Source organism: Pseudomonas sp. MIL9 (assembly GCF_016887925.1).
Lineage (GTDB): Bacteria > Pseudomonadota > Gammaproteobacteria > Pseudomonadales > Pseudomonadaceae > Aquipseudomonas > Aquipseudomonas mohnii.
The window spans coordinates 18,392-41,173 of the sequence record NZ_JAFEHE010000012.1 but is presented as its reverse complement, the minus strand read 5'-3'; the positions used below and the strand labels follow the sequence as shown (position 1 = coordinate 41,173).

At 58.4% G+C, this 22,782-nt stretch carries 18 protein-coding genes; 5 read left to right on the top strand and 13 right to left on the bottom strand.

Annotated elements, in window-relative coordinates; all coding sequences use genetic code 11:
* Nucleotides 1-20: 20 nt before the first annotated feature.
* From JQF37_RS15105 to JQF37_RS15095, 3 genes are read right to left on the bottom strand one after another with little or no spacing between them, the layout of a single operon-like run.
* A complete protein-coding gene (locus JQF37_RS15105; protein WP_130207203.1) occupies nucleotides 21-1,766 on the bottom strand; it encodes a LeoA/HP0731 family dynamin-like GTPase in 1,746 nt (581 codons plus the stop codon).
* Complete coding sequence (locus JQF37_RS15100) at nucleotides 1,738-3,471, bottom strand: hypothetical protein (RefSeq protein ID WP_130207205.1); 1,734 nt, start codon at nucleotides 3,469-3,471, stop codon at nucleotides 1,738-1,740. The genes JQF37_RS15105 and JQF37_RS15100 overlap by 29 nt, the downstream gene beginning before the upstream one ends.
* 1 nt (nucleotide 3,472) lies before the next feature.
* Nucleotides 3,473-4,168 (bottom strand): hypothetical protein, encoded by a 696-nt coding sequence (locus JQF37_RS15095; RefSeq protein WP_130207207.1) that lies wholly within the window; start codon nucleotides 4,166-4,168, stop codon nucleotides 3,473-3,475.
* A gap of 282 nt (nucleotides 4,169-4,450) precedes the next feature.
* On the opposite strand from JQF37_RS15095, the gene JQF37_RS31715 reads away from it, so the two are divergent.
* Genes JQF37_RS31715 through JQF37_RS15085 form a run of 3 tightly spaced genes read left to right on the top strand, consistent with a single transcriptional unit; the run spans nucleotide 4,451 to nucleotide 6,793 of the window.
* A complete protein-coding gene (locus JQF37_RS31715; protein WP_262984242.1) occupies nucleotides 4,451-4,579 on the top strand; it encodes a hypothetical protein in 129 nt (42 codons plus the stop codon).
* A 48-nt stretch (nucleotides 4,580-4,627) separates the two neighbouring features.
* On the top strand, nucleotides 4,628-6,010 hold the full coding sequence (locus JQF37_RS15090; RefSeq protein ID WP_130207208.1) for a hypothetical protein: 1,383 nt from the start codon (nucleotides 4,628-4,630) through the stop codon (nucleotides 6,008-6,010).
* 33 nt (nucleotides 6,011-6,043) lie between these two features.
* Nucleotides 6,044-6,793, top strand: coding sequence for an NAD-dependent deacylase (locus JQF37_RS15085; protein WP_130207210.1), 750 nt, complete (start codon nucleotides 6,044-6,046; stop codon nucleotides 6,791-6,793).
* 34 nt (nucleotides 6,794-6,827) lie between these two features.
* Here the strand turns inward: JQF37_RS15085 and JQF37_RS15080 are convergent, their stop codons facing one another.
* Both JQF37_RS15080 and JQF37_RS15075 read right to left on the bottom strand, forming a co-directional pair.
* Complete coding sequence (locus JQF37_RS15080; RefSeq protein ID WP_130207212.1) at nucleotides 6,828-8,918, bottom strand: ATP-binding protein; 2,091 nt, start codon at nucleotides 8,916-8,918, stop codon at nucleotides 6,828-6,830.
* Between the two features lie 80 nt (nucleotides 8,919-8,998).
* The gene (locus tag JQF37_RS15075) at nucleotides 8,999-9,871 is read right to left on the bottom strand and encodes a WYL domain-containing protein (protein ID WP_130207214.1); all 873 of its coding nucleotides are present in this window, start codon (nucleotides 9,869-9,871) and stop codon (nucleotides 8,999-9,001) included.
* A gap of 118 nt (nucleotides 9,872-9,989) precedes the next feature.
* Between JQF37_RS15075 and JQF37_RS15070 the strand changes: the two genes are divergently transcribed.
* Nucleotides 9,990-10,244, top strand: coding sequence for a hypothetical protein (locus JQF37_RS15070; protein WP_130207216.1), 255 nt, complete (start codon nucleotides 9,990-9,992; stop codon nucleotides 10,242-10,244).
* Between the two features lie 433 nt (nucleotides 10,245-10,677).
* On the opposite strand, the gene JQF37_RS15065 is transcribed toward JQF37_RS15070, so the two are convergent.
* The 5 genes from JQF37_RS15065 to JQF37_RS15045 form a co-directional block, all read right to left on the bottom strand.
* Nucleotides 10,678-11,334 carry an OmpA family protein gene (locus JQF37_RS15065; protein ID WP_130207220.1) on the bottom strand — a complete coding sequence of 219 codons (657 nt, stop codon included), beginning with the start codon at nucleotides 11,332-11,334 and terminating at the stop codon, nucleotides 10,678-10,680.
* On the bottom strand, nucleotides 11,331-13,268 hold the full coding sequence (locus tag JQF37_RS15060; RefSeq protein ID WP_189340401.1) for a hypothetical protein: 1,938 nt from the start codon (nucleotides 13,266-13,268) through the stop codon (nucleotides 11,331-11,333). The genes JQF37_RS15065 and JQF37_RS15060 overlap by 4 nt, the downstream gene beginning before the upstream one ends.
* Nucleotides 13,265-14,542, bottom strand: a complete 1,278-nt coding sequence (locus JQF37_RS15055) for a hypothetical protein (protein ID WP_130207222.1) — start codon at nucleotides 14,540-14,542, stop codon at nucleotides 13,265-13,267. The genes JQF37_RS15060 and JQF37_RS15055 overlap by 4 nt, the downstream gene beginning before the upstream one ends.
* An 11-nt stretch (nucleotides 14,543-14,553) precedes the next feature.
* A complete protein-coding gene (locus tag JQF37_RS15050) occupies nucleotides 14,554-15,522 on the bottom strand; it encodes an ATP-binding protein (RefSeq protein ID WP_130207224.1) in 969 nt (322 codons plus the stop codon).
* Between the two features lie 119 nt (nucleotides 15,523-15,641).
* On the bottom strand, nucleotides 15,642-16,304 hold the full coding sequence (locus JQF37_RS15045; protein WP_130207226.1) for a hypothetical protein: 663 nt from the start codon (nucleotides 16,302-16,304) through the stop codon (nucleotides 15,642-15,644).
* 384 nt (nucleotides 16,305-16,688) lie between these two features.
* Here JQF37_RS15045 and JQF37_RS15040 point away from each other — a divergent pair, with 384 nt between their 5' ends.
* Entirely contained in the window at nucleotides 16,689-17,687 is a 999-nt protein-coding gene (locus tag JQF37_RS15040) for a bile acid:sodium symporter family protein (protein WP_130207227.1), read from the top strand.
* A gap of 29 nt (nucleotides 17,688-17,716) precedes the next feature.
* Here the strand turns inward: JQF37_RS15040 and JQF37_RS15035 are convergent, their stop codons facing one another.
* The 3 genes from JQF37_RS15035 to JQF37_RS15025 form a co-directional block, all read right to left on the bottom strand.
* Nucleotides 17,717-18,700 carry a helix-turn-helix domain-containing protein gene (locus JQF37_RS15035; protein WP_130207229.1) on the bottom strand — a complete coding sequence of 328 codons (984 nt, stop codon included), beginning with the start codon at nucleotides 18,698-18,700 and terminating at the stop codon, nucleotides 17,717-17,719.
* Nucleotides 18,701-18,795: 95 nt separating this feature from the next.
* A complete protein-coding gene (locus JQF37_RS15030; protein WP_130207231.1) occupies nucleotides 18,796-20,886 on the bottom strand; it encodes a hydantoinase/oxoprolinase family protein in 2,091 nt (696 codons plus the stop codon).
* A gap of 39 nt (nucleotides 20,887-20,925) precedes the next feature.
* The gene (locus tag JQF37_RS15025; protein WP_130207233.1) at nucleotides 20,926-22,671 is read right to left on the bottom strand and encodes a hydantoinase B/oxoprolinase family protein; all 1,746 of its coding nucleotides are present in this window, start codon (nucleotides 22,669-22,671) and stop codon (nucleotides 20,926-20,928) included.
* Between the last annotated feature and the right edge of the window lie 111 nt (nucleotides 22,672-22,782).

The following is a 22,782-nucleotide window of genomic DNA, read 5'->3' as shown; positions in this document are numbered from 1 at the left end:
CTGGCGGCGATCAGGCAGGATCAGGTCGTTAACGCTTTTATTGAAGGCGCTGCGAGAGCAGGAAGCCCGAGCGCGCCAAGTTTCTCTTGCACTTGATTGAGCTTCTGCTGGCGATTGCGGATGAACTCCGAACGCTCGGTGACGACTGCGATGATCTTCTCGAACTCCTTGAGCTGAGGAGCAAAGAAATCGAGCAGTTTTTCATCATCACCAATAATGTCGTAGATGTCCTTGAACGAGCTCTTGATGACCACGGTGATGGACTCTTTGACGGTCTTCAGTTCCTGCTCGAGTTCATGGGCCTTGTAAGCGCTCAGAAGGTCGGAAGTCAGGTTGAAGGCCGCGCCTGCCGGACCCGCCCATTTGGAAATGGCACCGGCAATCTTGGTAGCTTGCCAGGGCTTGAACTTGATGACCACGCCGGTCACGTCACCCAGAATGTTTCGCGCGGCAAATACAGCACCCTTGATGGCATCGGGGCTCAGGTTGGCGATGCCTTTGGCAGCGCCGCCCAGTGACTTGAGCGCGCCTTCGCTCATGGCATTGAGAAAGCTTTCACTTGAGTTGAGTTGACGGCCGATGTCTTGGGAAATACGGCTGGTGACCTTGGATGATTGATCGAACGAGCGATCGATGGAGGCCTTGATCCTCAGGTTGAGCTTGTAGCCGACGCCTTCTTCGGTGTACCCGATTTCATCCTCGAGATAACCACGAATGTCTTCCAGTGACAGTGGACGGAGTTTGCCGAGCAACTCGTTCTCGATGTTGCGCAGCTCCTCGAACAGCTCACCCGCGAGGCGTTTGACTTCGCGACGGCCCTTGGAAATATCCTGGTTGATACGGACCGATTCCTCGTTGTTCTGCTGATCCAGAATTTCCAGCTTGCTTTGTTGTTCCTGGGCTTTGAGCACATGTTGAGCGACGACATCGCGCACGACGTCCATACCCGTTTTGGCAATCAATACTGCAGGTACATTGTCCTGCAGGATGCGACTGGTCATGGCCTTCAGATCGTTGATCCGAGAGCGACTTTCGTAATGCTCGGGTTTGCCGAACCAGAACTCCAGGCCTCGGCCACCGGGGTTAGAGGCCAGGCAGACGATGTTCAGGCGCGTCAGTTCGTCCGCACTCAGATTGGCCGCACGCTGCAGCTTGGCTTTCAGGTTGTCCTTCTTGATGGTGGCCTGATCGTCGAACAGCACCTGTTCGGTCAAGTCGGTCACTTCATCCATCTTGTTGATCACGAAAACCGTCGAAGACAATTTGTTCAAGTCACGCAGTACCCACTTGGCGATCGCGTTGTGGCTTTCCTTGAGGGGGTTGGTGGCGTCCACTACGTAGAGGATCAAGTGCGCTTCGGAGATGTAGCGTTTCGTCAGATCCTCATAAACCACCTGTTCGCCGTCGACGGTCTTTTCCTTGTCGCCGAAAAGTCCAGGGGTGTCGACGATTTCGCACTTGCCAGGAAGTCCCTCGGGGCTATAAATCGCCAGGCGATCGGAGGATTCATCCATGTCGATCTTCATGTCGGCCATGACTTTGCCGAGCCACGCGGCGATCACGCTGGTCTTGCCATCGGAGAATGCACCCAACAGTGCAATGCGCAACACGTCGGCTTCGATCGCCTGAACCGCCGAGTCCAGTTTTTCCATTTCGGCGCAGACATCAGTGCCCAACTCGCCCAGTTCCTTCAAGATTTTCCGAAGTTCATCCAGGCCTTTGATCGCCGCCTGTTTATCAACATTGAATTGCGAAAAGTGTTCCATGGGGCATTTTCTCCAATTGATCTTTAGTACGGTTCATCAACGCCATCTGCTGCTTGATGATGTGCAGCGGGCGAGTCAGAGATGTATGGATGTCGTTGACCTGTCCTAGGACTTTGTCTTCGATCTGGCGGCGGACCGGAGCGAGCAAATCTTTCAGTTCCTCACGCAATGAGCCGATGGCCTGGTCGCGTGCCTCGTCGATTTTTTCCTGGACCTGAGCTTGGGCTTTACGAACGCGCTTGTCCTTGCCGACGAAGAAGTTCATGACGTTGATCAGGACCCCCACCAGGGCGCCGGCTACCGCGCCAATAATGTTCCCGACGACGGGAAATGCCGTACCGATACCCGCCCCGGCCAGGGCATAGGAGCCGACGTTGAACAGCATCCAGCCATAGTCGCCAAGATCGAGACCCAGCCCCAGCTCCGGTGTCTTGTAGGTGGAGTCAATGTCTGAGTGGGTGTAAGCGATTGCCTGTTCGAATTCAACCCGTGAGACGTCCTCCAGCAGTCGTTGCATGGCCTGGACCAAATCATCCTGCAACTCTTCCAGATACTTTTCGAACTGTGTCTGCAGATCTTCTTTTAGCCGCTCCTGACGCTCCCGAAACACGCGCTGGATCTTGCTGGAAATCAACTCGTTTTCGCCGAAATTTTCCTCGACGATCTTGTCGGCAGCGGCGCTCAAGTCGATGAACAGTCCCTTCCAGAGGTTTTTACGACCGTCCTGGACCAGTCGTTCGAATCTGGCTAATCCATCCTTGACGGCGACACGGCACTTGTCGAATTCCGCCTCGGTCCGGGCCAGAAAGGTCTCATGGCTGTCATGGAGCTCTTGCAGGATGCCGAGGTTTTCCACCAGCAGCTCGCGCACCTTGGTCTTGTTGCTTTCAATCATGTCTTCTTTGAAGGTGCCCAGTTTTCCATGAAGCACCTGGGCGACCGACTTGATCTGACTGAATTCATACATGGCCTTCGACGAGGCGAAGTGCTTGCGGTAATTGCGTTGCTGGATGACCAGGTCGCGATCACGGGAAGGGTGGATGGTCGTACGTTGCGTCGCGGGTTCAAGGGCCAGGGCCGAAAAGGCCAGCAATCCCTGAACGCAGTGACCGGACCGTATGGCATTGGCGCCCAGCACTGATTCGAGTACGCCCACGGTCTGCTGCAATGCCGTTGCCGAACCCCCATGTTCGAGGGCCTGTCGGTCTTCCTCGAACTCATAGGCATCGGCGTTGCCGCGCACATTCACCAGTGGACACACTTGGGTGCCGAGACGCAGATAGGAGTGGATCTTCTGCGCGGTGGCTTTTTCAGGCTTCTTGTTTGTGCCGTTGACGTAGAAAACCAGATGCGCTTTGGCCACCGCTTCACGGACCATATGAGCATATTTGCCTTCGTCACCTTCAATGCCGGGGACGTCAATCAACTGGAAGCGTTTGCCCTTGTAGTTAAGGGTGTAGAACGTATTGCCCTTGGTGAAATCTGCCTCGCCCGTACCGATGATTCGTCCGTCTATGCGCAGGGCCAGGGCCTTTTTTTGTTCGAACGCCATGATCCCGGAAAAAACGCCGTCCAGGCGCTGATTCAGCAATTCATCGAGGGCTGCCGAGTTCGTCTCGATAGGGGTAAAGGATCTTTTTCCGAACGCCGGCTCAGGTACGGCGGTCGCTTCATCGAACAGTTCGTCGAGCTCGAAATTGCTCATCTCAGGCTCCCGCCAGCTTCAGGAACATGGCCGAAGCGACTGCCCCCAGCACCATGGCGCCGAAGGTACAGACCATCAGCCGGGTCTTGATCCTGGCGCTGGATGCTTGCTGTGCAATTTGCAATCGTTGAGCGGCTTCTTCCTGTTCGGCTTTCAAGCGGGTACTGGCTTCCTGTTCAGCCAAACGCTTTCTGGCCTCTGCCTCCGCTTCAGCGATACGGTTTCTGGCAGCTGATTCTTCCTGAAGAATTACCGAAAGACGGGCCGTTGCGGTGCGCAGGGTGGTGATCTGCGATGCATATTCCTCATAGACCCTGTAGAGGCCTTCACGCAATCGGTCGATATGCTCGGCCAGCGCCTTTTCGTATTTCTCCAGGTCGTGAGCGTTTTGCTCCAGTAGCGCCTCACGGGATTCTTCCTTGAACAGGATGCGCAACGACTCGATGATCGTGCTCTTTCCTGCGTTGGTTTCGCCAAAAAACGCCATGGTAAACATGTCCCATTCGGCGTGCGTCTTCAGTTGGACGAGTTCGTCATCGAAGCGGGTCTGGATGGTGCGCAGCTTCTCGGTCATGTTGCCGAGTTCGCGCTTGCCGTCCCTGTGTTCGACATTGAGCTCCAGAATGTTAGCCATGGCGCTGGCGATGCTGTCGGAAACATCGGAATACAGGCGGTTGAGATCTTGAGGCGCGTTCATTGCTTTTCCTTGTGTGCGTGAATCAACCTGAACATCAATGTTCGAGGACGCTCGAGTCGAGGGACGATAAACGTGTGATAAATACAGGTCGTACTGAGTGTCCTGTAACGCGACGACATTTTGTGTCGTGCCTTAGTGGGATTTCAGGCCTTCGGCACGGTTTATCGGCAAAGTATGAAAAAAATCCAGTGGTGAAGGGAGGCTAACGGTTTACCTTCAGCACGACTCAATCTGTCGCACCGCACCCGCATGCTCGCGTCATCGAACAAGGGAGGATCTGTCATGCTGAAAAACATTCTGGCTGCTGTGGGCGTCGCGGTGATCGCCAGGAAAGGGTATGAGTTGTTCCGGCAGTACAAGACGATGGAGGCGCAGGTCGAATTCTTGCGCAAGGGGCGCGGGGAGGCTTAATGTCACCCGCTCATTTTTCTCAATCCCGTATTCGGCAAGGAAGTCAGCATGATTCAATCGGCAGCCCAGACAATCTCGTCGCTGTGGCCAATGATGGGGACGTTGGGAGCCCTTCGAACGCCTTCCCGGCGCTCAACATTCGATATCGATAGCGTGACGCCGGATCGGGTCAAGGTGCTTGCCGGCCAATCAGGGATCGTGATTCCCAAGGCAGCCTTCGAAGCGGTGGTGGAGTATCTGCACGACAATGGCCACCATGCGGGCAATCCCTGCACGATTGAGTCTGACAATGATCATGGCAAGGCTGGCCCCTTGTGCAAAATCGCCCGACGATTGCCGGCAGGGGGGTACGGTCCGCGAAATATCACCTATTTGCTGCCGATTCTTGAGCAACTGGGCGTTGTGGGGATCCGACCTAGTCGGCCCACAGCTGTCTGGTTGACCACGGTTGCGGGGACGGCTTCGGTCGATCCGCTGCCCATACTGGCCGCCGCTGACGTCACGCCGGCGGGAAGCCTGAGTGCAGTCCAGCAGGCCTTCGCCCGTCATTTGGCGACGTTGTGGTCAGGCGCGCCAGGCTCTTTCAAGCACCGTTATCTCACCACCACGCATCACTCCTGGAAACCCTGGAACGCGCGAAGCCAAGGCGACGATTGGTGGTGCCTGACCCTGGCTCAGGCGCAAGCGCATTACTCCTGGCCTGAGAGCGCTGCACCGCATGACTTCGCCAGCATCGCGGCCCGACTTCGCACCGCTTTGGCCGAAAACGATCACGCGGCTGCGCTGCAGGCTTGTCTGGACATATTCGATTGGGGCGGCGTCGCGCGAAAGGAGGACGATGCTTCCCTGGTCTGGGTCAAGGCGCAAGCGGCGGCCAAGACCCTGTGCGGCTCGATCCTCGCCGCGGTCGAATTGCTCCGGCCTGGATGCACGCAGTCGTTGAAGGCGTTCGATGGCAAGGGCCTGCTGATGAACTCGGCGATGACCAAGATCTACGCCGCCGCTGACCCGAAGAACATCATCATCTACGATGGGCGGGTAGGGGCTGCCTTGGGGTTGTTGGCGCGTCAGTGGCTCGAAGCCGCTGGAGAGAGCGTTGTACCGGCGGACCTGGCGTTTCGCTGGGGCCCCAATACCAAGACACCGAGCAACAAGGTCGAAACCCGCGATCCCTCCCGGGGTGGCTTCCAGTTTATCCAGCTGTATCGAAGCACTGCCCGGGAACCGAACCCGACTCAGACTTGGGCCGAGCTCGTACGGATGACCAATCGCCTTTTGCGCGAGGTGATCCGCCTGCGAGCCCAAGCGCAGCAGAGTGTGACCTTGCTGGCGCTGGAGCGTGCATTGTTTATGGTTGGCTATGACGTGCGTTGCCTGCCGGCAGCGGTCAAACACCCACCCGAAGAAGCCGGGTCCTGGCCGAGTGCTTGATTCGGCCATACCGATGGCCCGCAAGAGGTCGTGATGGAGTTCCAGACTCAACGGTTGCGCAACGCACGCCACGTCGTGGTTTTCTCCGGTGCAGGCCTCAGCGCCGAGAGCGGCATCGCGACATTTCGTGATGCCCTGACCGGGCTGTGGGAGCATTTCGATCCCGCAGCGCTGGCCACTGCCCAAGCCTTCCGCAACGACCCCGCCTTGGTGTGGAGCTGGTACGAGTGGCGGCGGGCCAAGGTGCTTGCGGCGCAACCGAACGCCGCGCATCGGGCGATAGCCACCCTTGCTCGATGCATTCCCAGGCTGACCGTTGTCACCCAGAACGTTGATGACTTGCTGGAGCGCGCCGGTTGTGCCGACGTTCTGCATTTGCATGGCAGCCTGGGTTCACCGCGTTGTTTTGCCTGCGCGCGATCGTACAGCTTCGGTGCCGATCAACCCGTTGAAGCGCAAGAGGGGCGTCGCATCGAGCCGCCGCGTTGCCGGCATTGCAACGGCAAGGTCAGGCCTGGCGTCGTCTGGTTCGGCGAGTCGCTGCCGGATGACGTGTGGCGCAAGGCCGTGTCGGCAGCGAAGGATTGTGATGTGCTGCTGTCGGTCGGGACGTCCGGACTGGTGCAGCCGGCGGCGGAGATTCCCCGCATGGCCTTGCAACAGGGCGCACAGGTCGTACACATCAATCTGCAACCGGAGGCTGTGGCAGGGGATCGCGAATTCAGCCTCACCGGCAGGGCGGCAGAGGTTCTGCCACGCCTGCTCGAACAGGCGTTCGGATAGCACCCGGACTGCGGCGTGACCCTTCAAGGCGCACTCATTGGATGAACCCGATGGGGCGCTGCAGGCTGGCAGACTTCAGTCGACACTCGGCCAGCAACGCCTGTGCCATTTCCTCAGCGTTCGAAAATGGCTTGAACCGTGCCCGTCGTGCCACGCTGGCAAAATCCCCAGGCGTCAAACGCCCTTCACCGCGTAGCCGCTGGCCGGCGGAGTGTTCCGGGTCTTCAAGGTTCAGCGCCTTCAGATGCGCTGCAAACAAGGCCAGGGCCTGGACCTGGTTCAGATAACCAAAATGCACCTTCAGATCGAAACGCCGCAAGGAAGCCTCGTCCAAGTCCTGTATCAGGTTGGTGGAGGCGATGAAAAGCCCGCGATAGCTCTCCATTTGTGTGAGCATTTCATTCACCGCGGTGATCTCCCAGCTCTGGCGTGCATTGCGGCGGTCTTGCAGAAAGCTGTCGACTTCATCGAGCAGCAGGACCGCGTCTTCCTGCTGCGCGCGTTCGAAGGCTCCGGCAAGATTCTGTTCGGTCATCCCTACGTAGGGAGAGACCAGATCGGACACGCGCTTGACCATCAATGGCTTGCCCAGCTCTCGCGCCAACCAGCGGCCAAAAGCGGTCTTGCCGGTTCCTGGCGGCCCGTAGAAACACAGCCGTGCATGGGGGTGGGTGCGCAAACCATCGACCAGTCCGGCGAGGGGCAGGTCGGCATTGATCCATTGCGGTGAATAGAAGGCCGGCAGGCCGTTGCCATCGCCCTGCTGCAGCTTGTCAAAACCCTGGGCTTTCAAGGTACCGTCGATGATGCAGCGGATCGTGCTGTCGAGCATGGTGCCTGCGCGTTTCGAGACGCTGTGGCCCACCCGTACTGCGCGTTCCAGGACCGCCGGGGTGACCTGCTCGTTGGCCGCAAGGTGTTCGACCAACTCGTCGCTGAGTTTGCCGGCGACACACTCACGCAACATCCGTTTGCGCTGCGCCTGTGGCGGGTTAGACACCTCGATCACCAAGTCGAAGCGACGGATGTGGGCGGCGTCGATGGCCTCGATGCTGTTGCTCAACCAGAAGCACGGCAGCGAATTCTCTTCGAGCATGCGGTTGATCCAACCCTTATGGGAGCGGGCATTGGCGTCTGCGCCGACAGTCAGGAAAATGTCTTCGATCTCATCGAGTACCAACAGCGCCCGTTGTGAGCGCAATACGCTATTGGCCGCGCGCAGGGAGCACAATCGTTGCTTGGCAAACACCGGATCGCCATCGCGGTCGGTACAGGCCACTTCATACAGCGCGCTGTCCAGGCTCTTGGCGAGCAAGCGGGTCAGTTGCGTCTTGCCGGTGCCCGGTGGCCCGTAGAGCAAGATATTCACACCCGCTTTGCCTTGCACCAGGGCCTTGGCGAGGTAGCGTTGAGCGATATCCAGGGGGCGTTTGACATGGCTGTAGTGCTCTCGGCTCAAGCTGCCCGGCGGGCTCAAGCGGAATGCATAAGAAAAAAACTCCAGCGGGGTGCCCTTGCTGTATCGCAGCATCGCGGGCAGTTGGGTGTTGCTCACCAGGAGTATGGAACTCAATGCCATGGATACGCGGTGGCCGGTACCGATTTCCAGCAAGCCAGCCCGGATCAGCGGGCTATCAAGCCCCAGGCCTGCCTCCACCTCCGGCAGGGTGAGGCCCAACAGTACCGATAACACTTTCATTGCGCGCTTGAAGCCCAGCATCCCCAATTGATCGGTGGCGTCACTCAGCACCGGATCGTTGTGCATCAGTACGCAGAAGCCGAGTATTCGCAACTCGGCCTCGCTCAGGTTCAACAACGCCCCCAATTCGCCGAGATTGCTTGCCAGGCGATCAGGATAGGAGGCTTGTGGATGAGCGGCCTGAAACTTGCGCGCATCCTGACGCAACGTGGTCAATGCCTCGGCCGCATTGTACTCATCATCGTCGACCCATTTCTCCAGGCCCAGCCCGAGCGCCAGGTCGTCATCGTTGAAACCGTGCCGACCGAGAAAATTCCGGTGACCGCCAAGCTCCAGCAGCAGCTGGAAGCACCACTTCAGGGAAAGCGGGCACGTATCGGCGGCACGCTGGTTGTCGGGGGCGAACGGAGTGAATGTGGAGCGCATAAAAGGTGTCCTGACACATGAGAAAGGACACGATGAATGCAGCCGTGGTCAGAATGCGTCGCGAGCCCGGCAAGGATGACTCACTCGTAAAGCCATGGCTTCAACTCATCCAGGTTCTTCACCACGATCTGCTGGGCCGCTGCCTTGGGGTCGTGTTTTTTCGGGTCGATCTGGAACCGTTGCAACACGTATTTGACCAAGGCCCGGCGTGTGGGAATGACCAGCACGCCCTCCGCCATCCCGAAGTCCGCTTCGATGATTGCTTTCTGGGCCGGCTTGAGACGTGAGTCGGGTTCGATGACCACAGCGATTTCCGTGTTCCAGTCCTCGTCTTCGTCGATGAGATTGTCGGTCTTGCGTTCGAACTCCGGTTGGCCACGCAGGCGACTCAACACAAAATCCCGGTACTCACGATTTTTCTCGCAATAGGCCCGGACATGCCAGCGCATGCCGGTGTAAATCAGGGTGTGAGGTGCAATCAGGCGAGTTTCCGGTTCCGGGTTGGCCAGGGACACGTATTCGACTGCAATCACCTCGCTGTCGCGGCAAGCCTTGAGCAATGGGCGCAACACTTCGGGACGAATCGTGCGGTCGGGCACCTCCAGGACCAGCGTGTGGGCATACGCCAGGGCGAGCCCTTCTATATGCGGCGCTCGGGAATGGGTCTGGTTCAGCAGATGCAGATAGGCATTGGCACTGTCGTCGATGAACCGCGGCTTGAACTGCTTGCTCGGTACGTAGCCCTTGAGGTGCTTGTCATATGTAAGGTTTTTGGGCGCATGTTCGGTGATGTAGGTATTGATGTCCTTCGATGCCTGCTGACGACTGATCCCGAAGCTCTGAATCAAGTGCCCCGTGGTCAGCCGGCCTTCCCACCAGGCAACCGTCTCGATCAAGCGATAGCGAAGTGCCAGGTCCCAGCGAACCTGCTTGATGTCTTGCATGCGTTTCATGGTCACCTCATCTGCTCGAATTGTTTACCTGTATAAGTCTACATTCTAGACCTGTCGCTCAACGCTACATATCGTGTTCCTGTCTTTGACGTTGATTGGACTCATGAAGGAAATGGATATGGACATGTTGGACATGTTTTCGCTGCTGGCTCTGGCGTTACTCGGGATGATCCTGTTGGCCTTGTCGCTACAGTATCTGAGACTGCGCGGCATCTGGAAGATGATGCTCGATTGCCGCAGTTCGATGCGCTGGGCGCGGATCCAGGAAATGGAAAACAAGGAGCTTCGCTCCGCCCTGCGCGCAGAAAAAGCGCACGTCGAGCAACTGACGCGAAAGCTGGTGCTGTTGCAGGCGCTGGTCCCGCAGACGTAAGGGCGCAGGCGTTGCCTGGGGATCATGGCGCTCGCTGCTGAGTCGAGCGCTGGAATGAAATGACTATTTGAGGGACAGAGGATGCCAATAAAGCCCAAGCCGTTCACTTTTGCATGCGGCAAATGCGGCTGGAAGAAAGTCACGGCGCCCCAGAGCGATTGCCTGGGGCCAGGTGATTGGTACGAGCGGTGCCCGAAATGCGGCAACCAAACATTGAGCGTGCGCAGGGCAGGGTGGCTGGAGGGGAAATGGGCGGAGCTGCGCCCGTGGCGTTAAAGAATCCCAGTGAAGTCGGGGGGGCAGGATACCGTTCAACAGGGATATTGAACGGTGCCCTGAAGGGGGCCATCGACGGGTGTGTGCGCTGCCTGATTTGCGATTCGCACTCTTCGTTCAGATATCTCTCACCGGGGTTGAGCCCGTACAACCGCCACTAGAGTCTGGCCTGATGTTCGGGTTTATTCACAAACTGAACTTCAACCCGGCGATTCTTCTCGTCTGAAGGATCGATGTTCGGCAAGGGCTGTGAGTCTCCGTAGCCTGCAACGATCACCCGTTTGGCCTGTTGCTCTCCCAGCATCTCGATCAACAACTTACGCGCCTCGCGTGCCCGAGCGGCGGAGAGGGTGAAGTTATCGTCATACACCGTGCAGTATTTCGCGAAGTCAGTCACTGGCCGACCCACCTGGATGTTGTCGGTATGGCCTTCGACCAAAATCTGGGCCTGACTGGAGGTGTCGATGAAAGCGGCGATTTTCGGGCTCAAGAGTTTGAGTTCACGATGAGCTTCATCGGTGACACAGGCGCTGCTGCGAGCGAACATCTTGTCACCCAGGGTGATCTTGCCGCCCGCCAGGTCGAATGAAACCAACCCGGCGTCCCCCTGGTCGGCAAGTGCCTTTTGCATCTCCTGCAAAAGACCGCTAAGCCGCTCCTGGTCGGTCACCAGGCTCTTGTTCTTTTCCTCCTGGCGCTTGAGTTCCGCAAATTGGTTCTGCAGTACCGACACCACCAGCAGCAGCATGACCACCGCCATCACTCCGGCCATCAGGTCAGAGATGGATACCCATTCGTTTGGTTTGTCCTTCATGCTTGCTCCAGGACCTCGGCTTCTTGCCTGGCGCAGAGTGCTTCACGAATGCTTGCGGCGGCATGGTTCAGCTGATCCAGGGAGACCTGGAGCGGTTTGAGATCCGGTACGGGACGCTCAGGGGCCGAGGCCAGCGTCTTCAGAGTGTCCGGGATTTGCTCCAGCATTTTGCTGACATTGGCATATCGGCTGTCCAGATCCGCCATGCGCTGACCGTTCTGCGAAACAGCCGTCAGACTCAACTTGATGTCCTTTGTCACCTTCTCGACCATCGAGGTCATGGTGATGACGCTGGCGTTGAGGCTGCCGCTGATTTCCTTGAACTCTTCGCTGCTCTCGATCTGAATGTTGGCGGTGGATTTCATGTTTTTCGCCACTTCATTCATGGCCGCGTTAACGGAGCCGGACATGTCAACGATGGACGTGGAGATGTTGTCGGTTGCCTTGTCGAGGTTAGTCGACATGTTCGACAGGTTGACCTTGAGGTCATTGCTCATGCTCCGGATGGTCGAGTCCAGACTTACGCTGACCTCATTCATGACCACCGACAATCCAGCTGTCGCGCCTTCAAGATCCGAACCCATTTTCTGCAGGTTTACGCTGAAGTCATCGTTCATCGTTTTCAGCGTGTCGTTGAGGCCGTCTTTGACACCGTTCAGAACCACGGTCATCTGATTGCTCAAGTCATTGACCACGACTTGCAGATCGCTTGCCGATGCGCCGACCTTCAGCGCGGCATCGCCCATGTTGGCGCCTGCTTGCTGCAGGGCGGCGAGGTTGTCCTGGCTGCTCTGCGTGAATTGACGCAGTGCTGCCTGGGATTGATCCGACGAGCGCGCAATTTCAGTGAGGTGAGTGAGACTTTCCCGAGCGGTTGCGTGGTGTTCTTCACCGCGCTGGAGGACTGCTGCAACCCCGGTGCCCAGATCGACGACGCCTTGACTGACCTGCTCGAAATTGTGCTGCCAACGAGCATTTTGCGTCTCATCCGCCTGCAGGCGCTGTTCGTTGATCCGCTGCGATTGATCTATCAGCGACGCTGTCTGGGCACTGAGGGCCGACACGGTTTGATCCGACGATTGGGCAATGCCTGCCAGGTGAACGAGGCTTTTCTCAGCGGTTGTGTGGTGCTCATTGCTGCGATTCAGCGTGGCCGTGGCCACCCTTGCCAGGTTGACGATACCGTCGTTCAACTGTTCGAAATGGGCCTGCCAGCGAGTGTTTTGCACTTGGTCCGCTTGCAGGCGCTGCTCGGCCATGCGCCGCCATTCGGCTTTCATGGATTCGGTCTGGACGGCCAGCGCCGAGACGATAACCTTGGCTGATCCCATCATCGAAGCTTGAAGGAATTCGGCTTGTCCGGCCTTGGCTTTTTCCTGTTGCTGGCGCGTGTTGTCCAACTCGCGTTTCATCTTGCCGATGCACCAGATCAGCCGGCGGTCTTCGAAGCCATTGATCGACTCCCAGACCTTGAGCAGGATAAACGCGATAATCCCCCAGGTAGAGGTTTTGAATTTGGTGCCCAGACCTTGCATCATCGAGGTCAGGTCCTGCATGGCACCGCCCATCGCGCCGACGGATGCGCCACCACTGTTCTGCAGAATCGTCGAGGCCTTGTCCAGCGCCAGACCCAATCCCAAAAAGGTCCCGAGAAGGCCCAGTATCAGCAGCATGCCGGGCATGATGTTGGCAATTTTCTCTGCGGTGGTTGCTACGGCCTGGCTGAGTTCATGAATCGAACCGTGTTCGACCTCGAGCGTCGTATCCTGCTGTTGGTCTTTTTTACCCTGCCATTTCATCTCCCAGGATTTCTCCCGGGCCTTGATCTTTACCCACACAATAGTGCTGAGTACGCCCACGACAATGATCGAGGAAAACGCAATCTGGATGGGTTCGTTGCTCGGTGTCAGAAAGTTGAGGACATCGACAATCATGCCGCGACCTCGACCAGGGTAAAGGCCTCGGTTCGTGCGCGGCAGTCTTCTTCGAATATGTTCGCAAAGTCGACGATCAGCGCTTGCTGGTCTTGCGTGAGCTCATCCCATTTCTTTTGATTTTGCGCGCAATCGATGATGAGTTTGCCCACCTCGTTGCTACGCTCGATCATATAGCCCTTGCCCTCTGCCGTGAGACCCTCTTCTCCTTTCTCGAGCAGTTGCAGAAAGCCTTCGGATGCATATACGTAATTGCACTTCTCACGAACGGAATTTTCCAGCGTTTGCAACTTGACGGCGTCGGTGTCGACCGATTTCAGCAGGTCATTGAGAACGACCTGTTCTTCCGGAGTAAGGGTTTCCAGACGTTTGGCCAGGGTCAGTCGTTTAGCCAGGATTTTGTCGCGGGCCAGAGTCTGGTTCAGCTCTTTCCAGTTTGCCTCGAGCTTCTCAAGGTCTACGTTCCAGGCCAGGATCATTTCTTCGAAGACGAACGGAATGACTGATTTACCGAAGTGTTGGGTGGTCAGTTGATCCAGCGTTCTGGCTTGCTCAATCGTCAAGCTTGGTGCGCTGGAGATCAGGCAGGCTGAAATGTCCATCAACGCAATCATGTCGTTATTGACGTCCGCCAGCGTTTCGATCGACGTCATGCTCTTTTCGTAGAACGCCAGCAATTTTTGTGCAGCTCTCACCCGCAGGTAATGGTTGAAGTCTTCAACTTCACCGGCGTTCACGGCTTTGAGGATTTTTGCGCGCACCAGCATGTAACTGTTGATCAGAGCAGCCACGCGTACGGCGGGTTGTTCAGCGGCAGGCACTTCTTGCATGGCTGCCTGAAAGGCTTCTGCTCGTGCTTCGGCTTCTTTGATTTCGATGTCGTTGAGGACTTTTTCCTTGATGTCCTTGGCATGCTTGATAACCCAGTCGATGGCCTTTTTCAGTTGGCCCATCAGCGGGTGGCTTTCAATGTTTTCGAGAAACGCCAGTGCGCGTTCCAGGCCTTGGGCCATCAATTTCACCACCGGCCATGGCGCAAGGTTCGCCAGCGTGGTCAAGGCGACGCGTGCCTTGCTGATGTGAGGTTTTACCGCCTGCCATATTTTCTGTACGTCGCCGACAAACGTTTCGGCTTCATCCGCCAGCCAACTGATGGTCTTGACCGCTACTTCCTTGACCTTGTTGATGACCGCCGGAACCACACTGGCCACGGTATCGACCACATCCGAGACGAAGCCGGAAATCGCACTGCCCAAACTACTGAAAAATCCCATGTTCTACTCCTTTAGCTGACGCCCAGCAGTTTTCTGGCAACGTCCAATTTTGAATTCGAGGCGTGATGGGTCGCGGTTGAGCCCAACTCTGCAACAGCTGTCCGAACTTGATCGATGGCTGCCTGGATATGGCTTGCCGACAGGCGGGGAGTGGTGGATTGAACCAGCGCCTTGGGCAAAGCCAAGCGCATGCAGGTGCGAATTTCTCGACCTGAAAGTGATTCGGATAATTGAGCGGCACTGTCGAGGATCATGTCGCGGTCATCAGCAAGCGGTATGCCTGGCACCAGCATTTTCGACCAGATGTTGCGCCGTTCATCATGACCCGGAAGTTCAAACATGATGTGTTGGGAAATGCGGCTGACGAAGGCTGAATCGTAATTCTTGGCAAAGTTTGTCGCGAAAATCACGATGCCTTCATGGCGCTCCAGTTCGATCAATAACGTCGAGCGCATCGCGTTGACTTCGTTGTCGATTCCCTGGGTAACAGAAGACAGTCGCTTGCCGAGCAGCGTATCGGCCTCGTCGAAAAACAACACAGCGTCTTCGGCTTTTGCCGCTTCGAAGACCTGGACAATGTTTTTTGAGGTATCGCCCATGAACTTGCTTTCAAGATCGGCAATGCTCACCAGCATGATTTTTTTGCCAAGACTCCCGGCGAAGGCTTCTGCGGTGAGTGTCTTGCCTGTGCCGGGCGGTCCATAGAAGTTCAGGATCAGGCTTTTCCCTGCCGGATCCACCGCGCCGAAACCCCATTCAACGTAAATTTTCTGATAGTGCTCGATTTTCAATAGCGCTTCGTCGAGTTGAGCGCGTACCGATTCTGATAGAACGACGTCTTCATTGAGCGTATAGCGTGGCGGGGTACATCTGAAGTCCGCAGACGGTGGCGGGGTCGGTTTTACAGCGTTGCCCGGCATATCCAGGCCTTCAGTGAACTGAGGCCGAAGGCGACTCAGAAGTGAATCTTTCGATGACATGGTATTCGGCCTTGAAATGATAAACATCCATAAACAATCAAGCGTCGCTTGACCCGCTGCGCTTTAGAGCGGGTCGTGGACCGCCAGTGTCTGTGTCGGCAGCCCTGAGCAGACCTTGATCATTCGGCCAATAAATTCAAACTCGGACAGACCAGGCGCACCATCTTGTCCGCCTTGCGTCGATAGTTCATGTTGTCGTCCGAGGTCCAGACGTAAGCCTTCAACCAGATCGTCATGTTCAGGTATTGAAACCGGATGCAGCTTTCACCATCCAGTTTTTTCAGCGTTCGCTTGACCTTCCGCTCACGCTCGAACACGGTGGCAACCAGGCCGACCCGATAGTCCAGTGCATCGTCCTGCAAGGCTTTGACGGACCGGAAATCCGCGTCGGAGAATCGGTAGTAGTGACCTCGTTCAAGTTCGAGTTCGGTTTTGATCTCGTCATTCTCGTGACTGTACGGATGACTGTGATAGTCCCCCAGATAGCAAACTTCCGGGAAAAACGTATCAATGAAGCCTTGTTTCAGGTCCTGAGCTTCATCGGTATAAATGACGGAGTTCTGATCTCTTTCAACGGCGGTGGAAGTGTCTGCCAGTACCACTCGATACATCGTCTGGGTGCCGATGGTTCGCTGACAGTACCCCCACAAATGCCCGAACGTTTCTACCTCCGCCGCCGAGTCGCCGTTGGTCAAGACATGTTCCAGTTTGTAGGCTTCCAGCGCGGACGTGACGATACTGAAAAACGCTTGTTCGGATATTGAAACTACTGAGTCGATCATGACGTTCCTTAGTCATTCAGAAGTAGGGGAGGCAGGTTCGAACCTGAAAATAGGCGGGAAAAGCGTAGCGATCTGCGCAGTGGCCAGTACTTGGAAAAACAGCGCCCGATGGGTCGTTGCCCGTGCTGTAGCCAATGCCGGTCCTCATGTGCGGTCCCTGCCTCGCAGGTGCAATGCGACAGGAATCTATAGAAAAATGAAGAGGTTGTCAGTTGAATAGTGGCGAAATGATTCCTCAGAGGTCAGGCGCCGGAGTGGCATGAGCTTCAACTGACATGGTCGGCATGTCCTTTAGCCGACATCCGCTGGCTTGTTAGCGTTAGTCGGTAATCCGTCAGCGGGTTAGAGTCGCCGATACCTTCCTGGCAAAACCGGATGATCCCGATGACGCGCCCGCGCTTTTTACCCGACAACTTCACCCTGACCCTGGTCGGCGTGGTTCTACTCGCCAGCTTGCTGCCTGCCAGTGGCCAGGTGGCGGTAGGCTTTGGCTGGCTGACCAACATCGCCATTGCCCTGCTGTTTTTTCTGCATGGCGCCAAATTGTCCCGCGAATCGATCATCGCCGGCGCCGGTCACTGGCGCTTGCATCTGCTGGTGTTCAGCCTGACCTTCGTGCTGTTTCCGCTGCTCGGCCTGGTGCTCAAGCCTGTGCTGTCGCCGTTGATCGGTGATGACCTGTACATGGGCATGCTCTACCTCTGCGCGCTGCCGGCTACGGTGCAGTCGGCGATTGCCTTCACTTCCCTGGCACGCGGCAACGTTCCGGCGGCGATTTGCAGCGCGGCGGCGTCCAGCCTGTTCGGGATTTTCCTGACGCCATTGCTGGTGACGCTGCTGTTGAACGTGCACGGCGACGGCGGCTCGACCGTTGATGCGATTGTGAAAATCAGCGTGCAACTGTTGCTGCCGTTCGTTGCCGGGCAGATCGCACGACGCTGGATCGGCGCCTGGGTCGGACGCAACAAGGGCTGGCTGAAGTTCGTCGATCAGGGCTCGATTCTGCTGGTGGTCTACGGGGCGTTCAGTGAAGCGGTGAACGAAGGCATCTGGCACCAGATTCCGTTGCGGGACCTGGCGGGGCTGGTGGTCGCCTGCTGCGTGGTACTGGGGCTGGTGCTGGCGGCGTCGACCGTGCTGGGCAAGGCCTTTGGCTTCAATCAGGAAGACCGCATCACCATTCTTTTCTGCGGCTCGAAGAAAAGCCTGGCCACCGGCGTGCCGATGGCGCAGGTGCTGTTCGCCGGCAGCACCATCGGCGTGTTGATCCTGCCGCTGATGTTGTTCCATCAGATTCAACTGATGGTCTGTGCGGTCCTGGCGCAGCGCTACGCCAATCGCCAGGAGTCGGTGGCCGAACTGATGGGGCAGGTCGATCCTTGATGGTCAAGGGCCGGGATCTGAATCCCGGCTCAGACACACGGCTTCGATACACCCGGTGTCCGCGCGGCACCGCTGCGCACTTCCCTGGCGGTGCAGCCGAAATGCTGGCGAAAGCTTCGGGTGAATTGCGCCTGGTCACTGAACCCCCAACGCATGGCCAGTTCGCCGATCGACAGGTGGCAATTGGGGTCGTGCAGGCCTCGGTGGACCGCTTCGAGGCGGCGCAGACGAATCCATTCCCCGAGGCTGTATGGTGTGCTGCTGAAGAGTTTGTGCAAATAGCGCACGGACAGACCGCACGCCTGTGCGATCACTTGGGGCGCCAGGTCCGGGTTGCCCAGTTGTTTGTCGACGTAATGTTCGATGCGTTGCAAATGCATGGCTGCCAGGTTCGAACTTTCACTGCTGAGCACTCGCTCATCGTCGCGCAAGGCCATTAACAAGGTTGAAAGTGCCTGCTCCAACAGCATGTGGCGGGCGGGTTCGTCACATTCGTCGAAGCGGGCGGCACACATCGCCAGTTGATCGACGAAAATCCGCCCGAGTGCGCGTTTGGCGTCGAAGCAGAAGCGGGTGTAGCGTTCGGCCCCGCGCAATTGGCCATGCAACGCGCGTTCGGGGAGCTTGAACACCCAGAGGTCGTTGTCGCTGGCATAGTGAAAGCGGTAGGGGGCATCGCCCCGTTCGAAGATGAATCCGCCGGGCTGGCAATGCAGGGCGCGGCCGTCCTGCTCGAAATGCACTTCGCTGCGACGCGGCACGGTGACCAGGTAGCAGGCTTCATGATCTTCACTGACCTGGGCCTTGCTGCGCGAATAGCCCAGCTGACTGGAGCGCAAGCGTGACAGGGTCAGCGGGGTGCTGCCGGTTTCCCAGATCTGCAGGCTGCCGCTGAAGGTGCTGCTGGGGGCGAACTCCAGGGACAAAGGGAAATAGGCGCTGCCGATGGCCTGGGCCCAGAGCGGCTGGCGTTGACTGTCGGGCCAGGAGCGGGTGGAAAGTTTGTACGCCATGGCGGCCCTCGTATCTTTTTATTATGAGGACGGTGCCGAGGTAGAGAACCCTCGGCACCGCTGGTTTGCCATCATTTGCCAATGCTTACGGGCGGTCAATCATCAGGCGTCAGCCGGTAGGTGGCCGAGGGCGCCAGCGTCGCCTGCCAGCCCGGAGGAACGACGATGTTGGTGGTCGACTCCTCGATCACACAAGGGCCTCGCACCCTTTGTCCGGATTGCAGCCGGTCACCGTTGTACACCGGGGTTTCCTGCCAGGACGACTGAGCGCTGAACAGCATCGAGCGGTAGCTGCTCGCCTGGGGTGCGGCGTCTTCGTCGGGCGCCGGCAGTTCCGGCATCGGTGGGCGTTGCAGACGGGCAATCACCGAACACTCAAGGTTGACCAGCTCGGCGGGACTTTCAGGCTCGCTGTAGGAAAACAGTGCCTTGTGCCGCGTGTGGAACGCCTCACGCAAGGCCACCAGACTCGACTGATCCAGTTGATCACAGGTCAGCTCGACGCTGCATTCGTGAATCTGGCCGAGGTAGCGGATTTCCAGGTTGTACAGGCACTCCACGTTGTTGTCGGCACCGAAGCCATCGTCGCGCAGGTTGTTCATGCCGCGCTCGCGCAAGTCGCGCAGGGTCTGATTGAGCAGGGGCAGGTTGACCAGATCGTCGTCCAGGCGCATGGGCAGGGTGGTCAACTGGTCGTATCGGATGTCCGAGAGAATCTGCCCGTAGGCGCACAGCCCGGAAGCCACTTTCGGAATCAGTACCACCTGGCTGCCGATTTCCTCGGCCAGACGCATGACGTGCATGCCCGCCGCACCGCCCGCACCGATCAGGGCGAAGTCCCGCGGGTCATAACCGCGCTCTACCGAGACCCGGCGAATGCCGCTGACCATGTTCAGGTTGACCAGGGTGATGATGCCGATGGCCGCACGTTCGACGCTGATGCCCAATGGCTCGGCGATTTTGCTGCGGATCGCGTCGATGGCCGCTTTGCGATTGAGGCGAATGCTGCCGCCCAGCAGCGCGCCGTCGGCCAGGTAGCCCAGGGCCAGGTTGGCGTCGGTCACGGTGGGCTCGGTGCCGCCCTTGCCATAGCACACCGGTCCGGGGTTGGCACCCGCGCTGCGCGGACCGACCTGGAGCATGCCGAAGTCATCAAGGTAGGCAATCGAGCCGCCACCGGCCCCGAGGGTTTCCACCTGGATCATCGGCACGCCGATGCGATAGCGCAGGAAATCGGTGTCCTTGCTGAAGTTGGTGCGCCCGGATTTGCTCAGGGTGATGTCGAACGAGGTGCCACCCATGTCCACGGTGATCACGTTATCGATGCCGAACGGCTGCGCGACGCACAACCCGGCTTGCGGCGCGGAGGCCGGGCCGGAGTTGATGGCATTCACCGCCCGCTCGCGCATCACCACGCCCGGCGCCAGGCCGCCGTTGGACTGGAAGTAGCGCGTCGGTTGCTGCGCGCCAAGCTCCTCGAACAGCGCGTCGATCCGTTCGATGTAGCGGCCCATGACCGGGCTCAGGTACGCGTTGACCACGGCGGTCGAGGTGCGGGTGTATTCGCGGATCTGCGGGAACACTTCGCTGCCGGTGCAGACGAACACCCCCGGCAATGCCGCGCGTACCATTGCGGCGGCGCGCAATTCATGGTCCGGGTTGCGCACCGACCAGACGAAGGAAATGGCCACGGCCTTGACGTCCTGCTCGCGGAAATACTCGATGGCCTGGCGAATCGCGTCTTCGTCGAGCGCGGCGTATTCGCTGCCGTCACTGAGCATTCGGCCACCGATGGGCCGGCGCAGGTGGCGGGGTACCAGCATGTAGGCCGGCGGGTAGCTGGCGTCATAGCGATGCCCGTCTTCCTTGTGGCCCAGGCGGATTTCCAGGCTGTCCTCATGGCCGTCGGTGCACAGCAGGCCAACCTTGACCCCGGTCTTTTCGATCAGGGCGTTGAGGGCCACGGTGGTGCCGTTGATGCACAGGTCACAGTCGCCAATGATCTCGGCCGGCGTGCGGCCAATGGCATCGGCAATTTGCGCCAGCCCGTTGCGGATCGCGATCGTGCCGTCCTGGGGTGTCGAGGGTGCCTTGAACAGCTGAACGTTGCCGCTGCGGTCGGCGAGGATGAAATCGGTGAAGGTGCCGCCGGCGTCGATGCCCAGACGATATTGTTGCTTGTTCATGATGAGGGATTCCAGATTGCTCAAAGGGGCCGGGCTCGATTAGTTCGCCGCACGGCAGGCGCGGGTCGCGGCGTCATCGACCTGGCCATTGCCATCGATCACCACGCCGTACTCCAGGCGCGCGCCTTCGCGGGATACAAGGCCGTTGCGCACATCGTTGACAACGCTGGCCACCGGGCGACGCAACGGATTGCCGTAGCCACCGCCGCCAGGGTTGACGTTGATCACCCGTTCGCCCGGTTGCGCGGTAAGTTGCGCGTTGTAGATGAAGGACTGTTCCTCACCATCGGCCTTGCGATGGATCAGCCGCCCCAGTTTCGGTTCGAGCAAGACGTTGTTCGCGCCCGCGGCACCCGATGTCGGCAGTTGCCGACCCTCGCCAAAACCCACCACCGTCATGGCGTGGTTCAGCGGTTCGATTTCGATGCGCGTACCCGAGCCACCGCGAAATTCGCCGGCACCACCGCTGTCGGTCATCAGGCTGTAGCGATGGATGAGGATCGGGTAGGAGTACTCCAGCAACTCGATGTCACCGGACATCAGCGCGCCGAAACAGCACAGCGGACCGCACGCCGGCCAACCGTCCATGGCCTTGTTCGCACCGGCACCGGAGATGATCGACGCAAGCACCATGGTCACGTACTCGTCGTTGCCATTGCGCGGGTCGTGGCCGGCAATGTTGATCCCGCTGGCGTGGCCCCAGGAGGCGGTCACACGGTCGGGAGCGGCTTGTTCCAGGGCTTGGCGCACCGCATCGGCCAGGGTTTCCATCGGCGTGGTGGTGCTGTTGACGTGGGGCGCCGGTTCCTGGGCGTTGCACAGGGTGCCCGGTGGGCCCAGATCGACAGACACGCAGCGGTACAGCCCTTCGTTATACGGTGGCGGCACCTGGGCGAACATCATCAGCCCCAGGTAAACCCCGGACACCGAGTTGCCGGCGTACGAGTTGATGAAATAGGGCACCTGGGGCGGGCTTTCGATGAGGATGTGCGCTTCATCACCCCGAATCTCCACCTGCGCGGTGATCGACAGTTCGCCCAGCCCATGGCCCGAGTCTTCCAGCACCGCGGTGCCGGTGTAAAAGCCGTCCGGCACCTCACGCAGCAGGGCACGCATGTGGCGGTCCGCCATGTCCTTCAACTCGGCGATGCACGCGCGCACCTGTTCCACGCCATAGCGATCGAGCAATTCGAGCAAATGCCGTTCGCCAACGTTGCAGGCGCCGTATTGAGCGTTGAGATCGCCTTCCTGATAGGCACGGGCACGCATGTTGGTCAGCAGCAGGTTGATCACGTCCTCGCGGCGCTTGCCCTGCGACCACAGTTTCACCGGCGGGATGCGCAAACCTTCGGCGTAGATTTCCTTGGCATCGGGGTTATAGCCGGCGGGCACCGGGCCGCCGATGTCGGTCAGGTGGCCTTTGCAAACGGCCCAGAACACCAGCTCGCCCTGGTAGAACACCGGTTTGTACATGCAGCAGTCGAGGATGTGGCTGCCCATGTAGGCCGGATCGTTGTGATAAATCACATCGCCTTCTTCGACGTCATCACCGAAGAAGCCGGCGACGCATTTCATCGCCGGAATCAGCGAGCCGAGGTGAATCGGGATGTCCTGGCCTTGCAGGATCATTTCCGGAAGGTGGTCAAACAGTGCATTCGAATAGTCGTGAGCCAGGTTGAAAACGCTCGAACGACCGGTTTTCTCAAGGGTGATGGTCATTTCACGTTGCGCGGTTTCCAGCGCGCCTCGCACGACGGCCAGGGTGATCGGATCTACTGTACTCATGGGTCACCAGAAATCTTGTTGTTATCCAGGTGAAGGTCAGGACGAACGTCTAACCCACGACACCAAACTACCTGCTCGAACCCTTGGCTGGCTTGGCGCAAAGCGCACTGG

Coding starts and splice junctions, on each gene's coding strand:
- JQF37_RS15105 (WP_130207203.1), bottom strand. CDS start 1,766: ATGGAACACTTTTCGCAATTCAATGTTGATAAACAGGCGGCGATCAAA.
- JQF37_RS15100 (WP_130207205.1), bottom strand. CDS start 3,471: ATGAGCAATTTCGAGCTCGACGAACTGTTCGATGAAGCGACCGCCGTA.
- JQF37_RS15095 (WP_130207207.1), bottom strand. CDS start 4,168: ATGAACGCGCCTCAAGATCTCAACCGCCTGTATTCCGATGTTTCCGAC.
- JQF37_RS31715 (WP_262984242.1), top strand. CDS start 4,451: ATGCTGAAAAACATTCTGGCTGCTGTGGGCGTCGCGGTGATCGCCAGG.
- JQF37_RS15090 (WP_130207208.1), top strand. CDS start 4,628: ATGATTCAATCGGCAGCCCAGACAATCTCGTCGCTGTGGCCAATGATG.
- JQF37_RS15085 (WP_130207210.1), top strand. CDS start 6,044: ATGGAGTTCCAGACTCAACGGTTGCGCAACGCACGCCACGTCGTGGTT.
- JQF37_RS15080 (WP_130207212.1), bottom strand. CDS start 8,918: ATGCGCTCCACATTCACTCCGTTCGCCCCCGACAACCAGCGTGCCGCC.
- JQF37_RS15075 (WP_130207214.1), bottom strand. CDS start 9,871: ATGAAACGCATGCAAGACATCAAGCAGGTTCGCTGGGACCTGGCACTT.
- JQF37_RS15070 (WP_130207216.1), top strand. CDS start 9,990: ATGGACATGTTGGACATGTTTTCGCTGCTGGCTCTGGCGTTACTCGGG.
- JQF37_RS15065 (WP_130207220.1), bottom strand. CDS start 11,334: ATGAAGGACAAACCAAACGAATGGGTATCCATCTCTGACCTGATGGCC.
- JQF37_RS15060 (WP_189340401.1), bottom strand. CDS start 13,268: ATGATTGTCGATGTCCTCAACTTTCTGACACCGAGCAACGAACCCATC.
- JQF37_RS15055 (WP_130207222.1), bottom strand. CDS start 14,542: ATGGGATTTTTCAGTAGTTTGGGCAGTGCGATTTCCGGCTTCGTCTCG.
- JQF37_RS15050 (WP_130207224.1), bottom strand. CDS start 15,522: ATGTCATCGAAAGATTCACTTCTGAGTCGCCTTCGGCCTCAGTTCACT.
- JQF37_RS15045 (WP_130207226.1), bottom strand. CDS start 16,304: ATGATCGACTCAGTAGTTTCAATATCCGAACAAGCGTTTTTCAGTATC.
- JQF37_RS15040 (WP_130207227.1), top strand. CDS start 16,689: ATGACGCGCCCGCGCTTTTTACCCGACAACTTCACCCTGACCCTGGTC.
- JQF37_RS15035 (WP_130207229.1), bottom strand. CDS start 18,700: ATGGCGTACAAACTTTCCACCCGCTCCTGGCCCGACAGTCAACGCCAG.
- JQF37_RS15030 (WP_130207231.1), bottom strand. CDS start 20,886: ATGAACAAGCAACAATATCGTCTGGGCATCGACGCCGGCGGCACCTTC.
- JQF37_RS15025 (WP_130207233.1), bottom strand. CDS start 22,671: ATGAGTACAGTAGATCCGATCACCCTGGCCGTCGTGCGAGGCGCGCTG.